This window comes from Streptomyces sp. DSM 40750 (genome assembly GCF_024612035.1).
Taxonomy (GTDB): domain Bacteria; phylum Actinomycetota; class Actinomycetes; order Streptomycetales; family Streptomycetaceae; genus Streptomyces.
In genome coordinates this window covers 2,407,053-2,424,466 of record NZ_CP102513.1, presented here as the reverse complement: position 1 = coordinate 2,424,466, position 17,414 = coordinate 2,407,053, and the positions used below count along the sequence as shown (strand labels likewise).

At 70.2% G+C, this 17,414-nt stretch carries 17 protein-coding genes; 10 read left to right on the top strand and 7 right to left on the bottom strand.

What is annotated here, in order from left to right; translation table 11 throughout:
- The 4 genes from JIX55_RS10830 to JIX55_RS10815 form a co-directional block, all read right to left on the bottom strand.
- On the bottom strand, nucleotides 1-1,104 hold the full coding sequence (locus JIX55_RS10830; protein WP_257563087.1) for an FMN-binding protein: 1,104 nt from the start codon (nucleotides 1,102-1,104) through the stop codon (nucleotides 1-3).
- 108 nt (nucleotides 1,105-1,212) lie between these two features.
- The gene (locus JIX55_RS10825; RefSeq protein ID WP_257569289.1) at nucleotides 1,213-2,550 is read right to left on the bottom strand and encodes a ferredoxin reductase family protein; all 1,338 of its coding nucleotides are present in this window, start codon (nucleotides 2,548-2,550) and stop codon (nucleotides 1,213-1,215) included.
- 204 nt (nucleotides 2,551-2,754) lie between these two features.
- Nucleotides 2,755-3,342 carry a pyridoxamine 5'-phosphate oxidase family protein gene (locus JIX55_RS10820; RefSeq protein ID WP_257563086.1) on the bottom strand — a complete coding sequence of 196 codons (588 nt, stop codon included), beginning with the start codon at nucleotides 3,340-3,342 and terminating at the stop codon, nucleotides 2,755-2,757.
- A 213-nt stretch (nucleotides 3,343-3,555) separates the two neighbouring features.
- Nucleotides 3,556-4,425, bottom strand: coding sequence for a hypothetical protein (locus JIX55_RS10815; protein WP_257563085.1), 870 nt, complete (start codon nucleotides 4,423-4,425; stop codon nucleotides 3,556-3,558).
- Between the two features lie 192 nt (nucleotides 4,426-4,617).
- On the opposite strand from JIX55_RS10815, the gene JIX55_RS10810 reads away from it, so the two are divergent.
- The 5 genes from JIX55_RS10810 to JIX55_RS10790 all read left to right on the top strand — a co-directional run bounded on the left by JIX55_RS10810 (nucleotide 4,618) and on the right by JIX55_RS10790 (nucleotide 10,759).
- Complete coding sequence (locus tag JIX55_RS10810) at nucleotides 4,618-5,820, top strand: argininosuccinate synthase (RefSeq protein ID WP_257563084.1); 1,203 nt, start codon at nucleotides 4,618-4,620, stop codon at nucleotides 5,818-5,820.
- Nucleotides 5,821-5,887: 67 nt separating this feature from the next.
- Entirely contained in the window at nucleotides 5,888-7,318 is a 1,431-nt protein-coding gene (gene argH / locus JIX55_RS10805; RefSeq protein ID WP_257563083.1) for an argininosuccinate lyase, read from the top strand.
- A 305-nt stretch (nucleotides 7,319-7,623) separates the two neighbouring features.
- Nucleotides 7,624-8,595 carry an aldo/keto reductase gene (locus tag JIX55_RS10800; protein WP_257563082.1) on the top strand — a complete coding sequence of 324 codons (972 nt, stop codon included), beginning with the start codon at nucleotides 7,624-7,626 and terminating at the stop codon, nucleotides 8,593-8,595.
- 80 nt (nucleotides 8,596-8,675) lie between these two features.
- Nucleotides 8,676-9,239 carry a TetR/AcrR family transcriptional regulator gene (locus JIX55_RS10795; RefSeq protein WP_257563081.1) on the top strand — a complete coding sequence of 188 codons (564 nt, stop codon included), beginning with the start codon at nucleotides 8,676-8,678 and terminating at the stop codon, nucleotides 9,237-9,239.
- Nucleotides 9,236-10,759: an MFS transporter gene (locus tag JIX55_RS10790; RefSeq protein ID WP_257563080.1), complete on the top strand. Its 1,524-nt coding sequence runs from the start codon at nucleotides 9,236-9,238 to the stop codon at nucleotides 10,757-10,759. Before JIX55_RS10795 ends, JIX55_RS10790 begins: the two co-directional genes overlap by 4 nt.
- A gap of 104 nt (nucleotides 10,760-10,863) precedes the next feature.
- On the opposite strand, the gene JIX55_RS10785 is transcribed toward JIX55_RS10790, so the two are convergent.
- A complete protein-coding gene (locus tag JIX55_RS10785) occupies nucleotides 10,864-11,538 on the bottom strand; it encodes a lysophospholipid acyltransferase family protein (protein ID WP_257563079.1) in 675 nt (224 codons plus the stop codon).
- Between the two features lie 331 nt (nucleotides 11,539-11,869).
- Here JIX55_RS10785 and JIX55_RS10780 point away from each other — a divergent pair, with 331 nt between their 5' ends.
- The 3 genes from JIX55_RS10780 to JIX55_RS10770 all read left to right on the top strand — a co-directional run bounded on the left by JIX55_RS10780 (nucleotide 11,870) and on the right by JIX55_RS10770 (nucleotide 14,247).
- On the top strand, nucleotides 11,870-13,060 hold the full coding sequence (locus tag JIX55_RS10780) for a glycerophosphodiester phosphodiesterase (RefSeq protein WP_257563078.1): 1,191 nt from the start codon (nucleotides 11,870-11,872) through the stop codon (nucleotides 13,058-13,060).
- Between the two features lie 137 nt (nucleotides 13,061-13,197).
- Entirely contained in the window at nucleotides 13,198-13,704 is a 507-nt protein-coding gene (locus JIX55_RS10775) for an RNA polymerase sigma factor (RefSeq protein ID WP_257563077.1), read from the top strand.
- Between the two features lie 45 nt (nucleotides 13,705-13,749).
- A complete protein-coding gene (locus JIX55_RS10770) occupies nucleotides 13,750-14,247 on the top strand; it encodes a GNAT family N-acetyltransferase (RefSeq protein ID WP_257563076.1) in 498 nt (165 codons plus the stop codon).
- A 74-nt stretch (nucleotides 14,248-14,321) separates the two neighbouring features.
- On the opposite strand, the gene JIX55_RS10765 is transcribed toward JIX55_RS10770, so the two are convergent.
- Nucleotides 14,322-14,780: a hypothetical protein gene (locus tag JIX55_RS10765; protein ID WP_257563075.1), complete on the bottom strand. Its 459-nt coding sequence runs from the start codon at nucleotides 14,778-14,780 to the stop codon at nucleotides 14,322-14,324.
- Entirely contained in the window at nucleotides 14,761-15,120 is a 360-nt protein-coding gene (locus JIX55_RS10760) for a hypothetical protein (RefSeq protein ID WP_257563074.1), read from the bottom strand. Before JIX55_RS10760 ends, JIX55_RS10765 begins: the two co-directional genes overlap by 20 nt.
- A gap of 452 nt (nucleotides 15,121-15,572) precedes the next feature.
- On the opposite strand from JIX55_RS10760, the gene JIX55_RS10755 reads away from it, so the two are divergent.
- A complete protein-coding gene (locus tag JIX55_RS10755) occupies nucleotides 15,573-16,625 on the top strand; it encodes a methionine ABC transporter ATP-binding protein (RefSeq protein WP_257563073.1) in 1,053 nt (350 codons plus the stop codon).
- Nucleotides 16,626-16,687: 62 nt separating this feature from the next.
- A complete protein-coding gene (locus JIX55_RS10750) occupies nucleotides 16,688-17,362 on the top strand; it encodes a methionine ABC transporter permease (protein ID WP_257569288.1) in 675 nt (224 codons plus the stop codon).
- Nucleotides 17,363-17,414 lie beyond the last annotated feature (52 nt).

Genomic DNA, 17,414 nt, shown 5'->3' with positions numbered 1-17,414 from the left:
TCAGCCGGCCTGGTCCAGCGCGGACTGGAGGGACTCCTTGTAACCGCCGCTGGTGTACGTGGCGCCTGAGACAGCATCGATGTCAGCACTCCCTGCCGAGACGGCGTTCTGGTTGAGCTGGGGGATGGCGGTGCCGCTGATCTGGGTGGAGCGGCCACCGCTCGGCTGCTGCAGCGCCTCGGCGTTGGTGATCTTGCCGCCGTTGACGGTGATCCGGACCTGGACGGGACCGTAGTCGGTCTGCACGGCCGAGCCCGTGAGCACCTGGGTGCCCGTCGCCTGCCCGGCCCCGGAGCCCTCGGCGTCGCCGGCGTCCTGTGAGTCGCCGCCCGCCTCCGCCTCGCCGCCCGCCTCGGCCTTGCCGCCCGAGTCCTGTGCGCTGCCGGCCTGGTCCAGGGCGGACTGGAGGGATTCCTTGTAGCCGGCGCTGGTGTAGGTGGCGCCCGAGACCGCGTCGATCTCGGCGCTGCCCGCGGCCACGGCCGCCTGGTTGAGCTTCGGCACCGAGTCGCTGGTGATCTGCGTGCTGCGGCCGCCGCTCGGCGCCTGCACGGCCTCGGCGTTGGTGATCTTGCCGCCGCTGACGGTGATCCGCACCTGGACGGGACCGTAGTCGGTCTGGACGGTGGTGCCCGTGAGCACCTGCGCGCCCGAGTCCTGCGCGCTGCCGGCCTGGTCCAGGGCGGACTGGAGGGATTCCTTGTAGCCGGCGCTGGTGTAGGTGGCGCCGGAGACCGCGTCGATCTCGGCGGTACCGGCGGCCACGGCTGCCTGGTTGAGCTTGGGTATGGCGTCGCCGCTGATCTGGGTGGAGCGGCCGCCGCTGGGCTGCTGCACGGCCTCGGCGTTGGTGATCTTGCCGCCGTTGACCGTGATCCGGACCTGGACGGGACCGTAGTCGGTCTGCACGGCGCTACCCGTGAGGGTCTGCGCGCCGGCCGCCGCCCCCTGACCGCCCTGTGCCGAAGGAGCACCCCCCGCCGCTCCGGCCTGTACCGATCCGGCCGGGTCCGAGGCGGGCTTCAGTGACAGCAGCAGCACGATGCCGGACACGGTGGCGGCGGTGGCGAGCAGGGTCCGCCGTATGGGGTGGCTCTTCTTCATCGCTCCTTCAGCTCCTGAATGTGAAGTCTCGTGAGGGACAACCCCGTGGGGGAGTCCCCTGGGCAGGGGAGAGGTCCGGTGGGACCGGTGGGGAGAGGGCGCGTCCGCTCACATCTCGAACGACTCGTGGTGGATACGGCGGGTCGGGACGCCCGCGCCGCGCAGCGCCGCGTACACGCCCTGGGCGAATCCGGGCGGGCCGCACAGGAAGACGTCGTGGCGCTCGATGTCCGGGATCTTGCGACGCAGGGAGTCCGGTGAGATGTCCGGGCGTTCGCCCTCCGGGCTGTTCACCGCGTACATCAGCCGTGCCCCGCGCTCCTCCGCGATCTGCGCCAGCTCGTCCCAGAGGGCCAGGTCCTGGGTGCTGTTGGCCCGGTAGAGGAGGGTCAGGTCACCGGCCGCACCGGGCAGCGTCTCGAACAGGGCCCGCATCGGCGTGATGCCCACACCGCCGGCCACCAGCAGCACCTTGCCCCGGCTGCGCTTGCCGGCCGTCAGTGCCCCGTACGGGCCCTCGGCCCACACCCGGGTGCCGGGCTGAAGGTCACGCAGGGCCGAGCTGTGGTCGCCGATCGCCTTGACCGTGATGCGCAGCATGTTGGGGCGGGGCGCCGCCGACAGCGAGTACGGGTGCGAGCTGAACCGCATGCCCGGCGCGAGGAACCGCCAGCGGAAGAACTGCCCGGCCTCGGCGCCCATCCGGTGCAGCTTGCGCCCGCTCATCAGCACCGAGACGATGCCGGGCGACTCCTCGATGACCGCCTCGACCCGCAGCCGGTGCTTCACGTTCAGCCGGATCGGGGTGAAGATCCGGTACCAGACCACCAGCGCGGTCACCGACCCGTACAGCGCGTACCAGCCGGTCTTCGCGGCGGGGGTGACGGCGAACTCGTTGCCGGTGGAGATCTGGTGCCAGAACGTCAGGAACGTCGCCGCGTACGTCAGCAGGTGCGTGTGGTACCAGAGGTCGTACGGGATCCGCTTGCGCACCGGGCCGATCGAGATGAGCCCGATCAGCACCAGCAGACCGGTGCCGATGGCAGCCTTGCCCATGTCCGGCAGCTGGTTGATCGAGTCGATCGTCTGCTGGAGGATCGCGGTGTGGGTGAGACCGGCCTGCAGGGCGTACCCGTACATCGTGAGGACGACGTGCGCGACGACCAGGCAGAGCGTGTAGCGGCCGGTCATCGCGTGCCAGCGCGCCACCCGGTCGGAACCGACCCGGCGTTCCAGCGCGGGCACGCGGGCCATCTGGAGCACGACCAGGGCCATCAGGTAGCCGCCGAGCAGGCCCGTGATCCGGCCGGCGTTCACCATCTTGCTGCCCTGGTCCGCGATGGACGGCGTGTTGTCCCACCACAGCCACACCACCGCGGCCGCTCCACCCCAGAAGGCGAGCAGCAACGGGACGGCGGGGGAACGACGAGGTCGGATGCGGCGCATCGTCTGGCGGCGCGCGGCGCGACCTCCGGCGATCGTGGACACGGTTCCTCCGTGGTGGGCTGGACCCTTGGCCCACACGTACGTGCAGGGAGTGCCGTGTGTTCAACCCTGTGCCCAACTGCCTTGCGGAACGGGCGGTACCGGATGACGGCCGTACGCCCGCCGCTCGCCCCGGGCGCGATGTGCGGCTTTTTCGCCCTCGACTCAGACGTTGGAGGGCGGCAGCGGCAACGGCAGCCCGGGGAGTCCGTCCAGGCTGGTCGCGATGTGCTCCTTGGAGCTGAAGTACGCGCTGAGCGAGTCGTCGTCCTCGCGCGCGAAGCGCCGGCCGTGCAGGTCGCGGTCCTCCTCGTACGCCATGAACGGCACGGAGTAGCCGCAGCTGTCGCGGATGCGTTCGGCCCGGACCACGATGATCGCGCGCAGGCCGTGCGAGGCCGGGTCGATGTCGGGGAAGCGGGCGAGGAGTTCCGGGAAGAGCGGGTCGTCACGGAAGACGGCCTCGCCCTTGCCGTGGACCCGCACGATGTTGGGCGGGCCCTGGAAGGCGCACCACATGAGGGTGATCCGGCCGTTCTCGCGCAGATGCGCGATGGTCTCCGCGGTGGACCCGGCGAAGTCCAGGTAGGCGACGGTCCGTTCGTCGAGGATCACGAAGGAACCCTTGAGGCCCTTGGGGGAGAGGTTGACCGTGCCGTCGGCCGACAGGGGCGCGGTCGAGGTGAAGAAGAGGGGCTGGGCCTCGATGAACGTACGCAGGCGGCCGTCGATGCGCTCGTAAGTCTTTCCCATGTCTAACGATTATCGTCGGAAACGCTTCGCCTGTCTAAGGAATTGTGCTCGGAGACGCGAATTCCGGGTGGACCCCTCGCTGGGATCCACCCGGAACCGGGTTGGTCTTCCGTGGCCGCCCCGGCCGGCGCGCGGGGCGGCCACGGCCCCCGGCGCCCGCAGGGAGCGTCAGGAGGTCACTCGCCGAACGTGTGGGTCAACGTGACCTGTGGACTACTGGTTGAGCTGGCAGGGGGCGAGCGCCTCCAGGCCCTCCGGCTTGGCGGCGGCGCGGCCGATCGCCGTCTCGATGCGGTTCAGCGCGGCGACACGCTTGTCCTCCAGCGGGCCGAGGATGGCGTTCTGGACGAAGTTGGGGCCGCCCTGGCCGACGGTGTCGATCAGGCGCTGGTTGGCCTCCTGGATCTGCGTGTCGAGCTGGGCCAGGTTGCGGGTGACCTCGGCCTGCGCGGACGCCGGGATCGCCGGGAGGCTGCTCTCGACCTCGGGGCAGGTGATGGTGCCGGCGGCACCCGCGTTGCCCGCGTCCTCGCCCGCGCCCGCGCCGGCTTCCTCACCGGCCGCCGGCTCGCTGGGCGCCGCGGTGGCCGCGTCGTCACCGCCGGCCTCCGCCTCTTCGCCCGCGCCCGCCGCGCCGCCCGCGTTGAGCTCGCAGGTCGCGAGGGCTTCGAGGCCCTCGGGCTTGGCGGCGGCGCGGCCGATCGCGGTCTCGATGCGGTTCAGCGTCGCGATGCGCTTGTCTTCGAGCGGGCCGAGGATGGCGTTCTGGACGAAGTTGGCGCCGCCCTGCCCGACGGTGTCGATCAGGCGCTGGTTGGCTTCCTGGATCTGGGTGTCGAGCAGCTCCAGGTTGCGGGTGACCTCGGCCTGGGCGGAGGCGGGGATCGCCGGCAGGCTGCCCTCGACCGCCGGGCAGGAGATGGTGCCGGGCGAGGCGTTCGCCGCGGCGTCCTGGCCGTTGTTGTTGGCGCCTTCCCCGGCGAGGGCGGAACCCGCGATGACCGCTCCGGAGAGCACGACCGCGGCGGCGCCGCCGATGATTCCTACGCGACGCTTGTTGTACTTCGGAAGAGCCCTGGACATGCGGATGCCTCACTCGGGTCGGGTGTGGTCGTTGTTTACAAACGCGGCGCCTGCGTTCGGGGAGAGTTACGGGAAAGCGGTTTCGTTTGTTCAAACCTCTGCCGGGATCTCCAGAACTTCTTCCAGATTGACTATTCATGCATGATCCTGCATACTCATGCATGTCAGTGAGCGCAGTGTGAGGAGAGCCCCGTGACCGAGCGCGTCGTACTCGCCTACTCGGGCGGTCTTGACACCTCCGTCGCCATCGGCTGGATCGCCGAGGAGACGGGTGCCGAGGTCATCGCGGTCGCGGTGGACGTCGGCCAGGGCGGTGAGGACCTGGACGCCATCCGCAAGCGTGCCCTCGCGTGCGGCGCGGTCGAGGCCGAAGTGGCTGACGCGCGGGACGAGTTCGCCGACGAGTACTGCCTCCCGGCGATCAAGGCCAACGCCCTCTACATGGATCGCTATCCGCTGGTCTCCGCGCTCTCCCGCCCGACGATCGTCAAGCACCTCGTCGCCGCCGCCCGGAAGCACGGCGCCACGACCGTCGCCCACGGCTGCACCGGCAAGGGCAACGACCAGGTCCGTTTCGAGGCCGGCATCGTCGCCCTCGCCCCCGACCTGAAGTGCATCGCCCCGGTCCGCGACTACGCGATGACCCGCGACAAGGCCATCGCGTTCTGCGAGGCCAAGCACCTCCCGATCGCCACCACCAAGAAGTCCCCGTACTCCATCGACCAGAACGTCTTCGGACGCGCCGTCGAGACGGGCTTCCTGGAGGACATCTGGAACGGCCCGATCGCGGACATCTACGAGTACACCCAGGACCCGGCGGCCCAGCGGGACCCCGACGAGGTCGTCGTCACGTTCGAGCAGGGCGTCCCCGTCGCGATCGACGGCAAGCCCGTCACGGTCCTCCAGGCGATCCAGGAGCTGAACGAGCGCGCCGGCGCCCAGGGCATCGGCCGGATCGACATGGTCGAGGACCGCCTCGTCGGCATCAAGTCCCGCGAGGTGTACGAGGCCCCGGGCGCGATCGCCCTCATCACGGCCCACCAGGAGCTGGAGAACGTCACCGTCGAGCGCGAACTCGCCCGCTACAAGCGGCAGGTCGAGCAGCGCTGGGGCGAACTCGTCTACGACGGCCAGTGGTTCTCCCCGCTCAAGCGCGCCCTCGAGGGCTTCGTCGACGAGGCCAACGAGCACGTCTCCGGCGACATCCGCATGACGCTGCACGGCGGCCGCGCGGTGGTCACGGGCCGGCGCTCGCAGTCCTCGCTGTACGACTTCAACCTGGCGACGTACGACACGGGCGACACCTTCGACCAGGCCGCGGCCAAGGGCTTCATCGACATCTACAGCATGTCGTCGAAGATCGCGGCACGGCGTCAATTGCAGGGCCGAGCCTGACATGGACTTGTCCTGGCGCCGATAAGGTCTGCGGTCACATCCACACCCTTCTCTAGGAGCAACGCAAGTGAGCAGCAACAGCGGTGACGTACGGCTCTGGGGCGGCCGTTTCGCCGACGGTCCCGCCGAGGCCCTGGCGAAGCTGTCCGCGTCCGTCCACTTCGACTGGCGGCTGGCGCCGTACGACATCGCGGGCTCCCGCGCCCACGCGCGCGTGCTGCACAAGGCGGGCCTGCTCACCGAGGACGAACTGACCCGCATGATCGCGGGCCTGGACCGTCTCGAAGTGGACGTGGCGTCGGGCGAATTCATCGGCACCATCGCCGACGAGGACGTGCACACCGCCCTGGAGCGTGGCCTGCTGGAGCGCCTCGGCCCCGACCTGGGCGGCAAGCTGCGCGCCGGCCGGTCCCGGAACGACCAGGTCGCGACCCTCTTCCGCATGTACCTGCGCGACCACGCCCGGACGATCGGCGGCCTGATCGCCGACCTCCAGGACGCGCTGATCGGCCTCGCGGAGGCCCACCCGGACGTGGCCATGCCCGGCCGCACCCACCTCCAGCACGCCCAGCCGGTCCTGTTCGCCCACCACGTCCTCGCGCACGTGCAGTCCCTGTCCCGGGACGCGGAGCGCCTGCGTCAGTGGGACGAGCGCACGGCGGTCTCCCCGTACGGCTCGGGTGCCCTCGCGGGCAGCAGCCTCGGCCTGGACCCGGAGGCGGTGGCCAAGGACCTCGGCTTCGAGCACGGCAGCTCCGCGAACTCCATCGACGGCACGGCGTCCCGCGACTTCGTCGCCGAGTTCGCCTTCATCACCGCGATGATCGGCGTGAACCTCTCCCGGATCGCCGAGGAGGTCATCATCTGGAACACGAAGGAGTTCTCCTTCGTGACCCTCCACGACGCGTTCTCGACGGGCTCGTCGATCATGCCGCAGAAGAAGAACCCGGACATCGCGGAGCTGGCGCGAGGCAAGAGCGGCCGCCTCATCGGCAACCTGACCGGCCTCATGGCGACCCTCAAGGCCCTGCCCCTCGCCTACAACCGCGACCTCCAGGAGGACAAGGAGCCGGTCTTCGACTCCATCGACCAACTGGAGGTCCTCCTCCCCGCCTTCACCGGCATGATGGCCACCCTCACCGTCCACCGCGAGCGCATGGAGGAACTGGCCCCCGCCGGCTTCTCCCTCGCCACCGACATCGCCGAGTGGCTCGTCAAGCAGGGCGTCCCCTTCCGTGTCGCCCACGAGGTCGCCGGAGAGTGCGTCAAGGCCGCCGAGGCCGAGAACAAGGAGCTGAGCGACCTGACGGACGACCAGTTCGCCAAGATCTCCGCCCACCTGACCCCCGAGGTCCGCACGGTCCTGAACGTCCCCGGCGCCCTGGCCTCCCGCAACGGCCGAGGCGGCACCGCCCCGAGCGCGGTGGCGATCCAGCTGGCGGAGATCAAGGTGGACGTGGCGGCCCAGCACGAGTGGGCGACGGCCAAGGGGAAGTGACAGCGGCTGCCGCCCCTTCGGCTCTGCCCGCTTTCCAGCTCGGGATTCGGGGGTGTGCGGCGACAGCGGGTGGGTAGGGGCGCGGGGAACGGCGCGAGCGACCACAGCCAACCCGCACCCGCCCGACATCCTCGTCCCGCCGGGCCCTGTCGCGGGGGTTGCAGGGGCGCGCAGCCCCGCAGGAGGGGACGGGCAGGGGCGGCGGGGGCGAGAACCGCACCGGCACGACCCACGCCGCACGACGAAGGTCATCACGGGTTACGTTGGTCGGAAGCCGTACCGGAGCCGACCGAACGGAGCCCGCGATGCCCTTCGCCCGACTGGCCACAGCGACAACCCCCACCTGCCACATCGGACTCGGCCTCGCCGCCGTCGGCCGCCCCGGCTACATCAACCTCAACCGGGACCACGACCTCGGAGAGATCCGCACCGTCGACGCCCTCCGCACCCGCACCCACGAGCTCCTCGACGCCGCCTACGCCCAGGGCATCCGCTATTTCGACGCGGCCCGCTCGTACGGCCTCTCGGAGGAGTTCCTGGCGGCCTGGCTGAGCACCCGCCAGGACATCGACGACATCGTCGTCGGCAGCAAGTGGGGCTACACCTACACCGCCGACTGGACCACCGACGCCGAGAACCACGAGGTCAAGGACCACAGCGTCCAGACGTTCGAACGTCAGCGCGCCGAAACGGCGGAACTGCTCGGCGACCGCCTCGACCTCTACCAGATCCACTCGGTGACCCCGGACAGCCCGGCCCTCACCGACAAGGAACTCCACGCCAAGCTGGCGGAGGCCGCCGCCCAGGGCGTCACCATCGGCTTCTCCACGAGCGGCCCGGCCCAGGCGGAGACGATCCGCACCGCCCTCGCCGTGACCGTCGACGGCGAGCCCCTCTTCCGTACCGTCCAGTCGACGTACAACGCCCTGGAGACCTCCGCCGCCCCCGCCCTCGCGGAGGCGCACGACGCCGGGCTCACCGTCATCGTCAAGGAGGCCATGGCCAACGGCCGTCTGGCAGACCCGTACGCCCCGGACGCGCTGAAGTCGGTGGCCGAGGAGGCGGGCCACGGCTGCGACGCGGTCGCCCTGGCGCTGGTCCTGCGGCAGCCCTGGGCCGGTGTCGTCCTCTCCGGCGCCGCCACCACCCTTCAGCTCGCCTCCAACCTGCACGCGGCAGTCGTCGACCTCGACGACGAGCAGCTGACCCGCCTCGCGAGTCTCGTCGAGGACCCGCAGACGTACTGGGAGAAGCGCGGCCGGCTGCCCTGGCACTGAAAAATCTGGTGAGCGACTTGCCGTGAGACGCCTATGCCCCTGATGAGACAAGCATGTCTCACTTGGGCTATGGTTGTCTCATGGCTGTCGACCGTGAACATGTGCTGCGCAGCGCAGCCGCCCTGCTGACCCGCAAGTCCACCGCGACCATGGACGAGGTCGCCAAGGCCGCCGGGATCAGTCGGGCGACGCTGCACCGCCAGTTCGCCGGGCGGGACGCGCTCGTACGGGCGCTGGAGGCGCTCGGCATCGCGGAGTGCGAGGCCGCGCTGGACGCGGCCCGCCTGGCGGAGGGCCCGGCGCGCGAGGCCGTACGACGGCTCGTGCGGGAGGTCGAACCGGCCGCGGGCCTCCTCGCCTTCCTCTACTCCGAGAACCAGCTGTTCGAGGGGGAGCAGAACGAGGGCTGGTCCCGGATCGACGACCGCATCGCGGCCCTCTTCAGGCGGGGCCAGGCGGCAGGCGAGTTCCGTATCGACCTCACCCCGGCCTGGCTCACCGAGGCGCTGTACGGCCTGCTGGCCTCCGGTGCCTGGGCGGTCTCGGAAGGCCGCGTGGCCCCCAAGGACTTCCACTTCATGATCGTCGAGCTGCTGCTCGGCGGCGCCCTGCGTCATCCCGAACAACCGAGAGAGGAATCATGACCAGCACCCTGCAGCCGGCCCGTGCGGCGGAGACGGAGAACAGGCCGGGCCGCTGGCTCGCGCTCTCCGTCCTCGTGCTCGCCGTGCTGCTGGTGGCCGTCGACGCGACCGTCCTCGGCCTCGCGACCCCCTACATCAGCGAGGACCTGAAGCCCTCGGGCACCCAGCTCCTCTGGATCGGCGACGTCTACTCGTTCGTCATCGCGGGCCTGCTCGTCTCGGCCGGCAGCCTCGGCGACCGTATCGGCCGCAAGAAGCTGCTGCTGACCGGGGCCACGGCGTTCGGCGTGATATCCGTACTCAACGCGTACGCGACGACACCCGAGTTGTTGATCGTCGCGCGGGCGCTGCTCGGCGTCGCGGGCGCGACCCTGATGCCCGCCACCCTCGCCCTGATCCGCAACCTCTTCCACGACCCGCGCGAACGCAGCCTCGCCATCGGCATCTGGGGCGCCACCGCCTCCGCGGGTACGGCGGTCGGCCCGGTCGTCGGCGGCTTCCTGCTCGAACACTTCTGGTGGGGCTCGGTCTTCCTGATCAACCTGCCGGTGATGGTCATCCTCGTCCTCGTCGGCATCAAGCTGCTGCCCGAGTCCCGCCACCCGAGCCCCGGCCCGTGGGACCTGCCCAGCGTCGGCCTGTCGCTCGTGGGCATGATCGGTGTGGTGTACGCGGTGAAGGAGACCGCCACCCATGGCCTCGACGGCAACGCGCTCGCCGCGGGCCTGGTCGGCGCCGCCGCCCTGTTCGCCTTCGTGCGCCGCCAGCTCACCCTGCCGCACCCCCTGCTGGACATGCGCCTGTTCCGCAACCGAGGCTTCTCCGGAGCCGTCCTCGCCGACCTGCTGACCATTCTCGGCCTGTCCGGCCTGGTCTTCTTCCTCTCCCAGTTCCTGCAACTCGTCCAGGGCAGGGGTCCGCTGGAGGCGGGCCTCGCGGAACTCCCGGCGGCCGTCGGCGCGGTGGTGGCCGGCCTGGTCGCGGGAGCCGCCGCCCGCCGCTTCTCCGTCCGTTCCGTGGTAGCGGGCGGCCTCGCGGCCATCGGCCTGGCCCTGGGCATGCTCACCCTGGTCGACCGGTCCACCGGCTACCCCCTGATCGGCGCCGCCCTGCTGATCGTCGGCGTCGGCGCGGGCTTCTCCTTCACCGTCACCGCCGACGTCATCCTCTCCAGCGTCCCGAAGGAGCAGGCGGGTTCGGCTTCGGCGGTGTCCGAGACGGCGTACGAGTTGGGCGCCGCCCTGGGCATCGCGGTCCTGGGCTCGATCGTGACCGGCGTGTACCGCGACTTCACGGCTCCCGCGGGCACCCCGGCCGGGGCGCACGAGTCATTGGGCGGCGCGGTGGAGGTGGCGGCGGGAATGCCGGCGGACGCGGCACAGGAGATGCTGTCGTCGGCCCGGCAGGCATTCGTCGACGGCCTTGCCCTTGCGGCAGGCGCGGGCGCGGCAGTGCTCATCGCGACGTCAGTGGCGGCCTGGTTCCTGCTTCGCGGCCAACGCTTGGACAGCAAGGTCTAGGGGCGCGGGGCTGTATCGATGTGCGGCTCCGCCGCATGGGCGCGACAAGCCCCCACGGACCCGCAGCCGGCGAACCACCGAAGTCCCCGGCACTCCCAGCGGAACTAAGCCGCTTCCTTGGCCTTGGACGCATACATGTCCACGTACTCCTGCCCCGAAAGCCGCATCACCTCGGCCATCACGGAATCGGTCACCGCCCGCAGCACATACCGGTCCCGATCCATCCCCTCGTACCGGGAGAACTCCATCGCCTCACCGAACCGCACGGTCACCCGGTGCGGCCGGGGCAGCCCCGCACCCCCGGGCTGGATCTTGTCCGTCCCGATCATCGCGAACGGAACGACCGGCGCCCCGGTCATCAACGTCAGTCGGGCGATCCCCGTACGCCCCCGGTACAGCCGTCCGTCGGGCGACCGCGTGCCCTCGGGATAGATGCCGAACAGCTTGCCCTCGTCCAGGATCCGCCGTCCGGTCATCAGCGCGGCGACCCCGCCGCGCCCCCCGTCGCGGTCGACGGGGATCATGCCGACGCCGGTGAAGAACCAGGCCATCAGGCGGCCCTTGACGCCCTTGCCCGTGACGTACTCGTCCTTGCCGATGAAGAAGACCTGCCGGTCGCAGACCAGCGGCAGAATCATCGAGTCGATGAAGGTCAGGTGGTTGCCGGCGAGGATCACCGGACCGTCCCCCGGGATGTGCTCCGCACCCTCCACCCGTGGGCGGAACATCAGGCGCATGATCGGTCCGAGCACTGCCTTGATGAGCGCGAAGCGGGACAACGGGCCCTCCCATGTCAAGCGTTCCGGTACAAGTATGTGCAGGTGAGGACGATACTCCCGGCTCACAGGGCGGCGCACATCGGGTTCACCGAGTGGATACCAACTGTTGACGCACGTTTACCTGCGGTGACGCCCCGATGGCGGCCTGTCACGGGCTCGCAACATGTGACCGACATCGCGTCCTCGAACCGATACTCCGTCAACTTCTGCCTCCAGTGCGACATAAGGCGTCTTCCGCGTGTTCGGTCTCGGGTCTCCCAATGGTCACCTCGCGGCACCTACGATCGTCCCGCTTTGACAGGTGCAGGGCATCGCGGTGGGAGGAGCCGACATGGGGACGCAGGAGTCGTGGCAGTCGCAGGACTCGTACGAGCAGGGGCGGGGAACGGGGCGGCGGGCGCTGCTCGGGGCCGCGGTGCTCGGGGCGGGCGGAGCGGTCCTCGGCCTGCCGGCCACGGCGAGAGCCGAGGAGGCGAGGACGAGCGGGAAGCCGGGTGACGGGTACCGGAGTCTGCCGGTGCCGACGGTCATCGCGCACCGCGGTGCCAGCGGCTACCGCCCGGAGCACACGCTCGGCTCGTACCAGCTCGCCCTCGACATGGGCGCGCACGTCATCGAGCAGGACCTCGTGCCCACCAAGGACGGCCATCTCGTATGCCGTCACGAGAACGACATCACCGGCACGACCGACGTCGCGGCGCACCCCGAGTTCGCGGGCCGCAAGACCACGAAGGTCGTCGACGGCGTCTCCTACACCGGCTGGTTCACCGAGGACTTCACCCTCGCCGAGCTGAAGTCCCTGCGCGCCAAGGAGCGCATCCCGGGCAACCGGCAGGAGAACACCCTCTACGACGGCCGCTGGGAGATCCCCTCCTTCGAGGAGGTGCTGCGCTGGGCCGACAAGGAGGGCAGGAAGCGGGGCGAGCGGATCTGGCTGCACGTCGAGACCAAGCACCCCACCTACTTCCGCAAGCTCGGCCTCGGCCTGGAGGAGCCGCTCGCCAAGCTGCTGCGCAAGTACAACCGCCACAGGAAGAACTCGCCCGTCTTCCTGCAGTCCTTCGAGCCGAGCAGCATCCAGCGCCTGAACCGCCTGGTCGACAGCCCCCTCGTCGTCCTGCTCTCCGGCGCCGCCACCCGGCCCTGGGACTTCGTCGAGGCGGGCGACCCGCGCAAGGTCGCCGACCTGGTCAAGCCGGAAGGGCTCGCCTGGATCGCCTCGTACGCCAATGGCATCGGCCCCACGCTCGACCTGATCATCCCGCGCGACTCCGGCGGCAACCTCACCACGCCGACCACCCTCGTCGCCGACGCGCACGCCAAGGGCCTGATCCTGCACCCCTACACGATGCGCAACGAGAACACCTTCCTGCCCGCCGGCTTCCGCCGGGGCACGGACGCCAACGCCTACGGCGACGCCTTCGGCGCGTTCAAGGTGTACTTCGAGACCGGCATCGACGGCATCTTCACCGACAACCCCGACACGGGCCTGCTCGCCCACGCGGACTTCGTCAACGACTGACCTGCGCCGACCGTCGGCCGGACCGTGGGCCACCGAGCGCACGGCCCGGCACGTCAACGCCCGAGCACCGTGCCCCGATTGGGGTGACTCCCGTTCGCCCCGGCAACCCCTGCCGGGGCGGCGGCGTCCCGGGGCATATGACATACAACATGCTCGCCACCCTCCGGCCCCTGCTGGTCGCGGAGGCATCGGCCGAGGCGGACGCGGCCGGCGCGGAGGCGGGGGACCTGGAGCAGGCGGTCTGGCTGCGCCTGCTGGAGCGGCTCGACGCCGACGGCCCGCCCGCCGACCCCGAGAGCTGGCTGCGCAGCGCCGTCCGCTTCGAGGCCCGCCTCAGCCGCCGCACGGCCCGGCTCGAACGACCGTACGTCGCCGAGCCCGCCGACGAGCACGCCGCCGGACCCGAGCAGCAGGCGCTCACCGCCGCTCGCCGCCGAGCGCTCCACGCGGCCGTACGCCGGCTCCCCGGCCGCTGCCCCCGGCTGCTCGCGGCCCTGTTGTCCCCGAAGGACCTCACCTATCGCGAGATCGCGGGCGAGTTGGGTATCTCACAGGGCAGCCTCGGTCCGGAACGTTCCAGATGCCTGGGATGTCTTCGGCGATTGCTGGCCGCGGAGGTTGCGGCACGCGAACCGCGGGGATAGGAGTGAGGGACAACAGGTGAGCAGGTGAGCGGGAGGCGTGCACACATGGGCATGAGCGTGACCATCTCGGTGGCGACCGGGCAGGACGCCGAGCAGATCTTCAGGCTGCAGTACCTGTGCTTCCAGAGCGAGGCGGCACTGTACGGCAACTACCGCATCGATCCGCTCGTCCAGAGCCTCGACTCCGTCCGTGCGGAGGTCGTCTCGGACTGCGTGTTCGTGGCCCGGCTGGGAGACGAAGTGGTCGGCTCGGTGCGTGGTGCCCTCGACGCCGACGGCACCGCCTCCATCGGCAAGCTCTGCGTCCACCCCCGCCTCCAGGGCCACGGCATCGGCGCGAGGCTGCTCCGCGCCGCCGAGTCGGCCCTCGCCGAGGAACACGGCGCCACCAAGTTCCGCCTCAGCGCGGGCCACCGCAGCGAGGGCAACCTTCGGCTGTACCGCCGGGTCGGTTACGAGACCGTGGGCACCAGCCAGGGTCAGGACGGGGTACCGATGGTGGTGCTGGAGAAGCCGGCGGGGGCGTACGCGGCTACGGCATGACAGGGGCCGCGCCCGACAGGGCGCGAGGAACCGCGCGACAAGCCACGAAACGAACCCGCGGCCGCCTGAGCGACTCAGGCGGCCTCCTCCTGTCGCGCGCCTTTCCTCAGCCAGTACATCGCGGTGATCGGCAGCAGCACCGGAATGAACAGGTATCCCATCCCGTAGTCGGACCAGACGGTCGCGTCCGGAAAAGCGGACGGCTCGATCAACGTCCAGGTCCCGACGACCAGTACGCCCACCAGTTCAGCCGCGCAGCAAAGTCGCGCGGCCTTCCGGGCGAACTCCCCGCCGCGCACCAACGAGTACGTGATGAACCCGTACACCACACCCGCTACCGCCGACAGCGAATAGGCGAGCGGCGCGTGCTCGAACTCGGTCGAGATCTGCACGATGGACCGCGACACGGCCCCGACGACCATCACGCCGTACAGCCACACCAGCAACATTCCCGGCCCACTGATGAGCCGCGCCCGCTTGTCCTCCCGCGGCTCGCGGTCCGTGGCGGTCACGTCAGCCTCCCCAGATGTCATAGAGCCGCACCTGCAGCACGGCGAGCACCACACCGCCGGCCGCGACGGTCACGCTGCCCCAGCGTGTGCGCTCCGCCAGTGACATGAACCCGGTCACCGGGACGCAGGCGAACGCTCCGAGGAGGTAGGAGACGAAGATCGTGCTCCCCTGCTCCGGCTTCTGCCCGCGCGCCAACTGCACGATCCCGACGACCAGTTGGACGAGGGCCAGCACCGACACCACGGCCATGCCGATGAAGTGCCAGTCCTTGGTCGGCTGATCGCGGTACGCGGCCCAGCCGCACCAGGCGGCGAGCAGAAGCGCGGCGACGGCGGTCGTCACCGTCAGGGCAACAAGCATGCCGCGACCCTATTACGGCCCAAAAGCCCCGCCGCGCCCGGCCCCGGGCCTCGAGACCCGGATGCCGCGCATCGTGGCCTTGGCCACAACGGCGGGTGCCCACAGAGTGGACGACACCGCGCCGCACCTGGGTATATGTCCCTCAAGGCCGTCCGTAATACGGACAGCACTCGCTCACCTGCGTCCTGCATCTGTTTTACTGATCTCATGACCACGACGAGCTTTCGCACCCTTGCGACCGAGGCGACCATGACGCCCGGTGCTCGTTGTATGTGTCGAATGTGCGCCTTCTAGAAGGCCCCGTACGCCCTTCCGCGTGACGGACCGAGCCTCCCGCGCACATGTTCTCCCCCGGTTCCATCGCCACCGCGAGAACCGTGTCGCGTCCCTGACCGCTTGCACCCGTGCCCGGGCACACCCACGCCCGCGCACTCGACAGTGACGGAAATCCAGTGATCACCACATCGGGCCTGACGAAGATCTATCGGGCTGACCGCGGTCGTGGCCGCGAGGTAACCGCGCTCGACGGCGTCGATCTGCACGTACGCGAGGGCGAGGTGTACGGCGTGATCGGCCAGTCCGGCGCCGGCAAGTCCTCGCTGATCCGCTGCGTCAACCTCCTCGAACGCCCCACCTCCGGAACCGTGACCGTGGCGGGCCGGGACCTGACCGCCCTGGCCGGCCGAGGCCCCCGCGCCGGGCGGGAGCTGCGCCGGGCGCGCAGTCACATCGGCATGGTCTTCCAGCACTTCAACCTGCTGTCCTCCCGTACGGTCCAGGACAACGTCGAGCTGCCGCTCGAAATCCTCGGCAGGTCGGGCGGGGAACGTTCCCGCAAGGCCCTGGAACTGCTGGACCTCGTCGGTCTCACCGACAAGGCGAAGGCCTACCCGGCCCAGCTCTCCGGCGGCCAGAAGCAGCGTGTCGGCATCGCCCGCGCACTGGCCGGAGACCCGAAGGTGCTCCTCTCCGACGAGGCCACCAGCGCCCTCGACCCGGAGACCACCCGCTCGATCCTCCAGTTGCTGCGCGACCTGAACCGGCAACTGGGCCTGACCGTCCTGCTCATCACGCACGAGATGGACGTCGTCAAGACGATCTGCGACTCGGCCGCCCTCATGGAGAAGGGCCGCGTCGTCGAGTCCGGCACGGTCAGCGAACTGCTCGCCACCCCCGGCTCCGAACTGGCCGCCGCCCTCTTCCCGGTGGGCGGCGAGGCGTCCGGCGACGACCGCACGGTCCTCGACGTCACCTTCCAGGGCGAGGCGGCGACCCAGCCGGTCATCTCGCAGCTGTCCCGCACGTACAACATCGACATCTCGATCCTCGGCGCGGCCATCGACACCGTCGGCGGCCTCCAGATCGGCCGGATGCGTATCGAACTGCCCGGCCGCTACGAGGAGAACGTGGTCCCCATCGGCTTCCTGCGCGAGCAGGGCCTGCGGATCGACGTGGTCGGTCCCGAAGGCCGGACGTCCGCACCGGTGAAGGAAGGTGCCAAGTGACCTGGGCTGATTTCTCGTCGTGGCAGCCCCTGTTGGAGCAGGCGTGTTGGGACACGTTCTACATGGTCGGCTGGTCCACCCTCATCGCGGTCGTCGGCGGTCTCCCGCTCGGTGTCCTGCTCGTCCTCACGGACCGGGGCGGCCTGCTGCGGAGCGTCCTCGCCAACAAGGTCATCGGGCAGATCGTGAACATCGCCCGCTCGATGCCCTTCATCATCCTGATGGTCGCGCTGATGGGCTTCACCCGCTGGGTCACCGGCTCGACCATCGGCCGCGAGGCCGCCATCGTGCCGCTCGCCATCGGCGCCATCCCGTTCTTCGCGCGCCTCGTCGAGACGGCCGTCCGCGAGGTGGACCACGGGCTCGTCGAGGCCGTGCAGGCCATGGGCGGCAACACCTGGACCGTCGTCCGCAAGGTCCTCGTCCCGGAGTCCCTGCCCTCGCTGATCTCCTCCGCCACCACGACCGTCGTCGCCCTCATCGGCTACTCGGCCATGGCCGGCACCGTCGGCGCGGGCGGCCTCGGCGACATCGCCATCCGCTACGGCTACCAGCGCTTCGAGACCGAACTGATGTGGATCACCGTGGCCGTCCTCGCGGTCGTCATCTCCGTCATCCAGTTCGCCGGCGACTACGCGGCCCGCGCCCTCCACCGGCGCGGCGGCCACTCCGGATCCGCGCCGAGGCTCCGGCTGCTGAAGACCAAGCCCACCGCGGCCGAGGTCACCAAGGCCTAGCCCGTACGTCAGGCACCCCGCAGATTTCCCGTCCCACCCAAGACGGGATCGC

Bases quoted from the DNA above. Each gene is read 5' to 3' on its own strand.
- JIX55_RS10775 (WP_257563077.1), top strand. From the start codon at position 13,198: ATGACATACAACATGCTCGCCACCCTCCGGCCCCTGCTGGTCGCGGAG.
- JIX55_RS10795 (WP_257563081.1), top strand. From the start codon at position 8,676: ATGGCTGTCGACCGTGAACATGTGCTGCGCAGCGCAGCCGCCCTGCTG.
- JIX55_RS10760 (WP_257563074.1), bottom strand. From the start codon at position 15,120: ATGCTTGTTGCCCTGACGGTGACGACCGCCGTCGCCGCGCTTCTGCTC.
- JIX55_RS10830 (WP_257563087.1), bottom strand. From the start codon at position 1,104: ATGAAGAAGAGCCACCCCATACGGCGGACCCTGCTCGCCACCGCCGCC.
- JIX55_RS10815 (WP_257563085.1), bottom strand. From the start codon at position 4,425: ATGTCCAGGGCTCTTCCGAAGTACAACAAGCGTCGCGTAGGAATCATC.
- JIX55_RS10750 (WP_257569288.1), top strand. From the start codon at position 16,688: ATGGTCGGCTGGTCCACCCTCATCGCGGTCGTCGGCGGTCTCCCGCTC.
- JIX55_RS10825 (WP_257569289.1), bottom strand. From the start codon at position 2,550: ATGCGCCGCATCCGACCTCGTCGTTCCCCCGCCGTCCCGTTGCTGCTC.
- JIX55_RS10790 (WP_257563080.1), top strand. From the start codon at position 9,236: ATGACCAGCACCCTGCAGCCGGCCCGTGCGGCGGAGACGGAGAACAGG.
- JIX55_RS10800 (WP_257563082.1), top strand. From the start codon at position 7,624: ATGCCCTTCGCCCGACTGGCCACAGCGACAACCCCCACCTGCCACATC.
- JIX55_RS10765 (WP_257563075.1), bottom strand. From the start codon at position 14,780: ATGACATCTGGGGAGGCTGACGTGACCGCCACGGACCGCGAGCCGCGG.
- JIX55_RS10820 (WP_257563086.1), bottom strand. From the start codon at position 3,342: ATGGGAAAGACTTACGAGCGCATCGACGGCCGCCTGCGTACGTTCATC.
- JIX55_RS10770 (WP_257563076.1), top strand. From the start codon at position 13,750: ATGGGCATGAGCGTGACCATCTCGGTGGCGACCGGGCAGGACGCCGAG.
- JIX55_RS10780 (WP_257563078.1), top strand. From the start codon at position 11,870: ATGGGGACGCAGGAGTCGTGGCAGTCGCAGGACTCGTACGAGCAGGGG.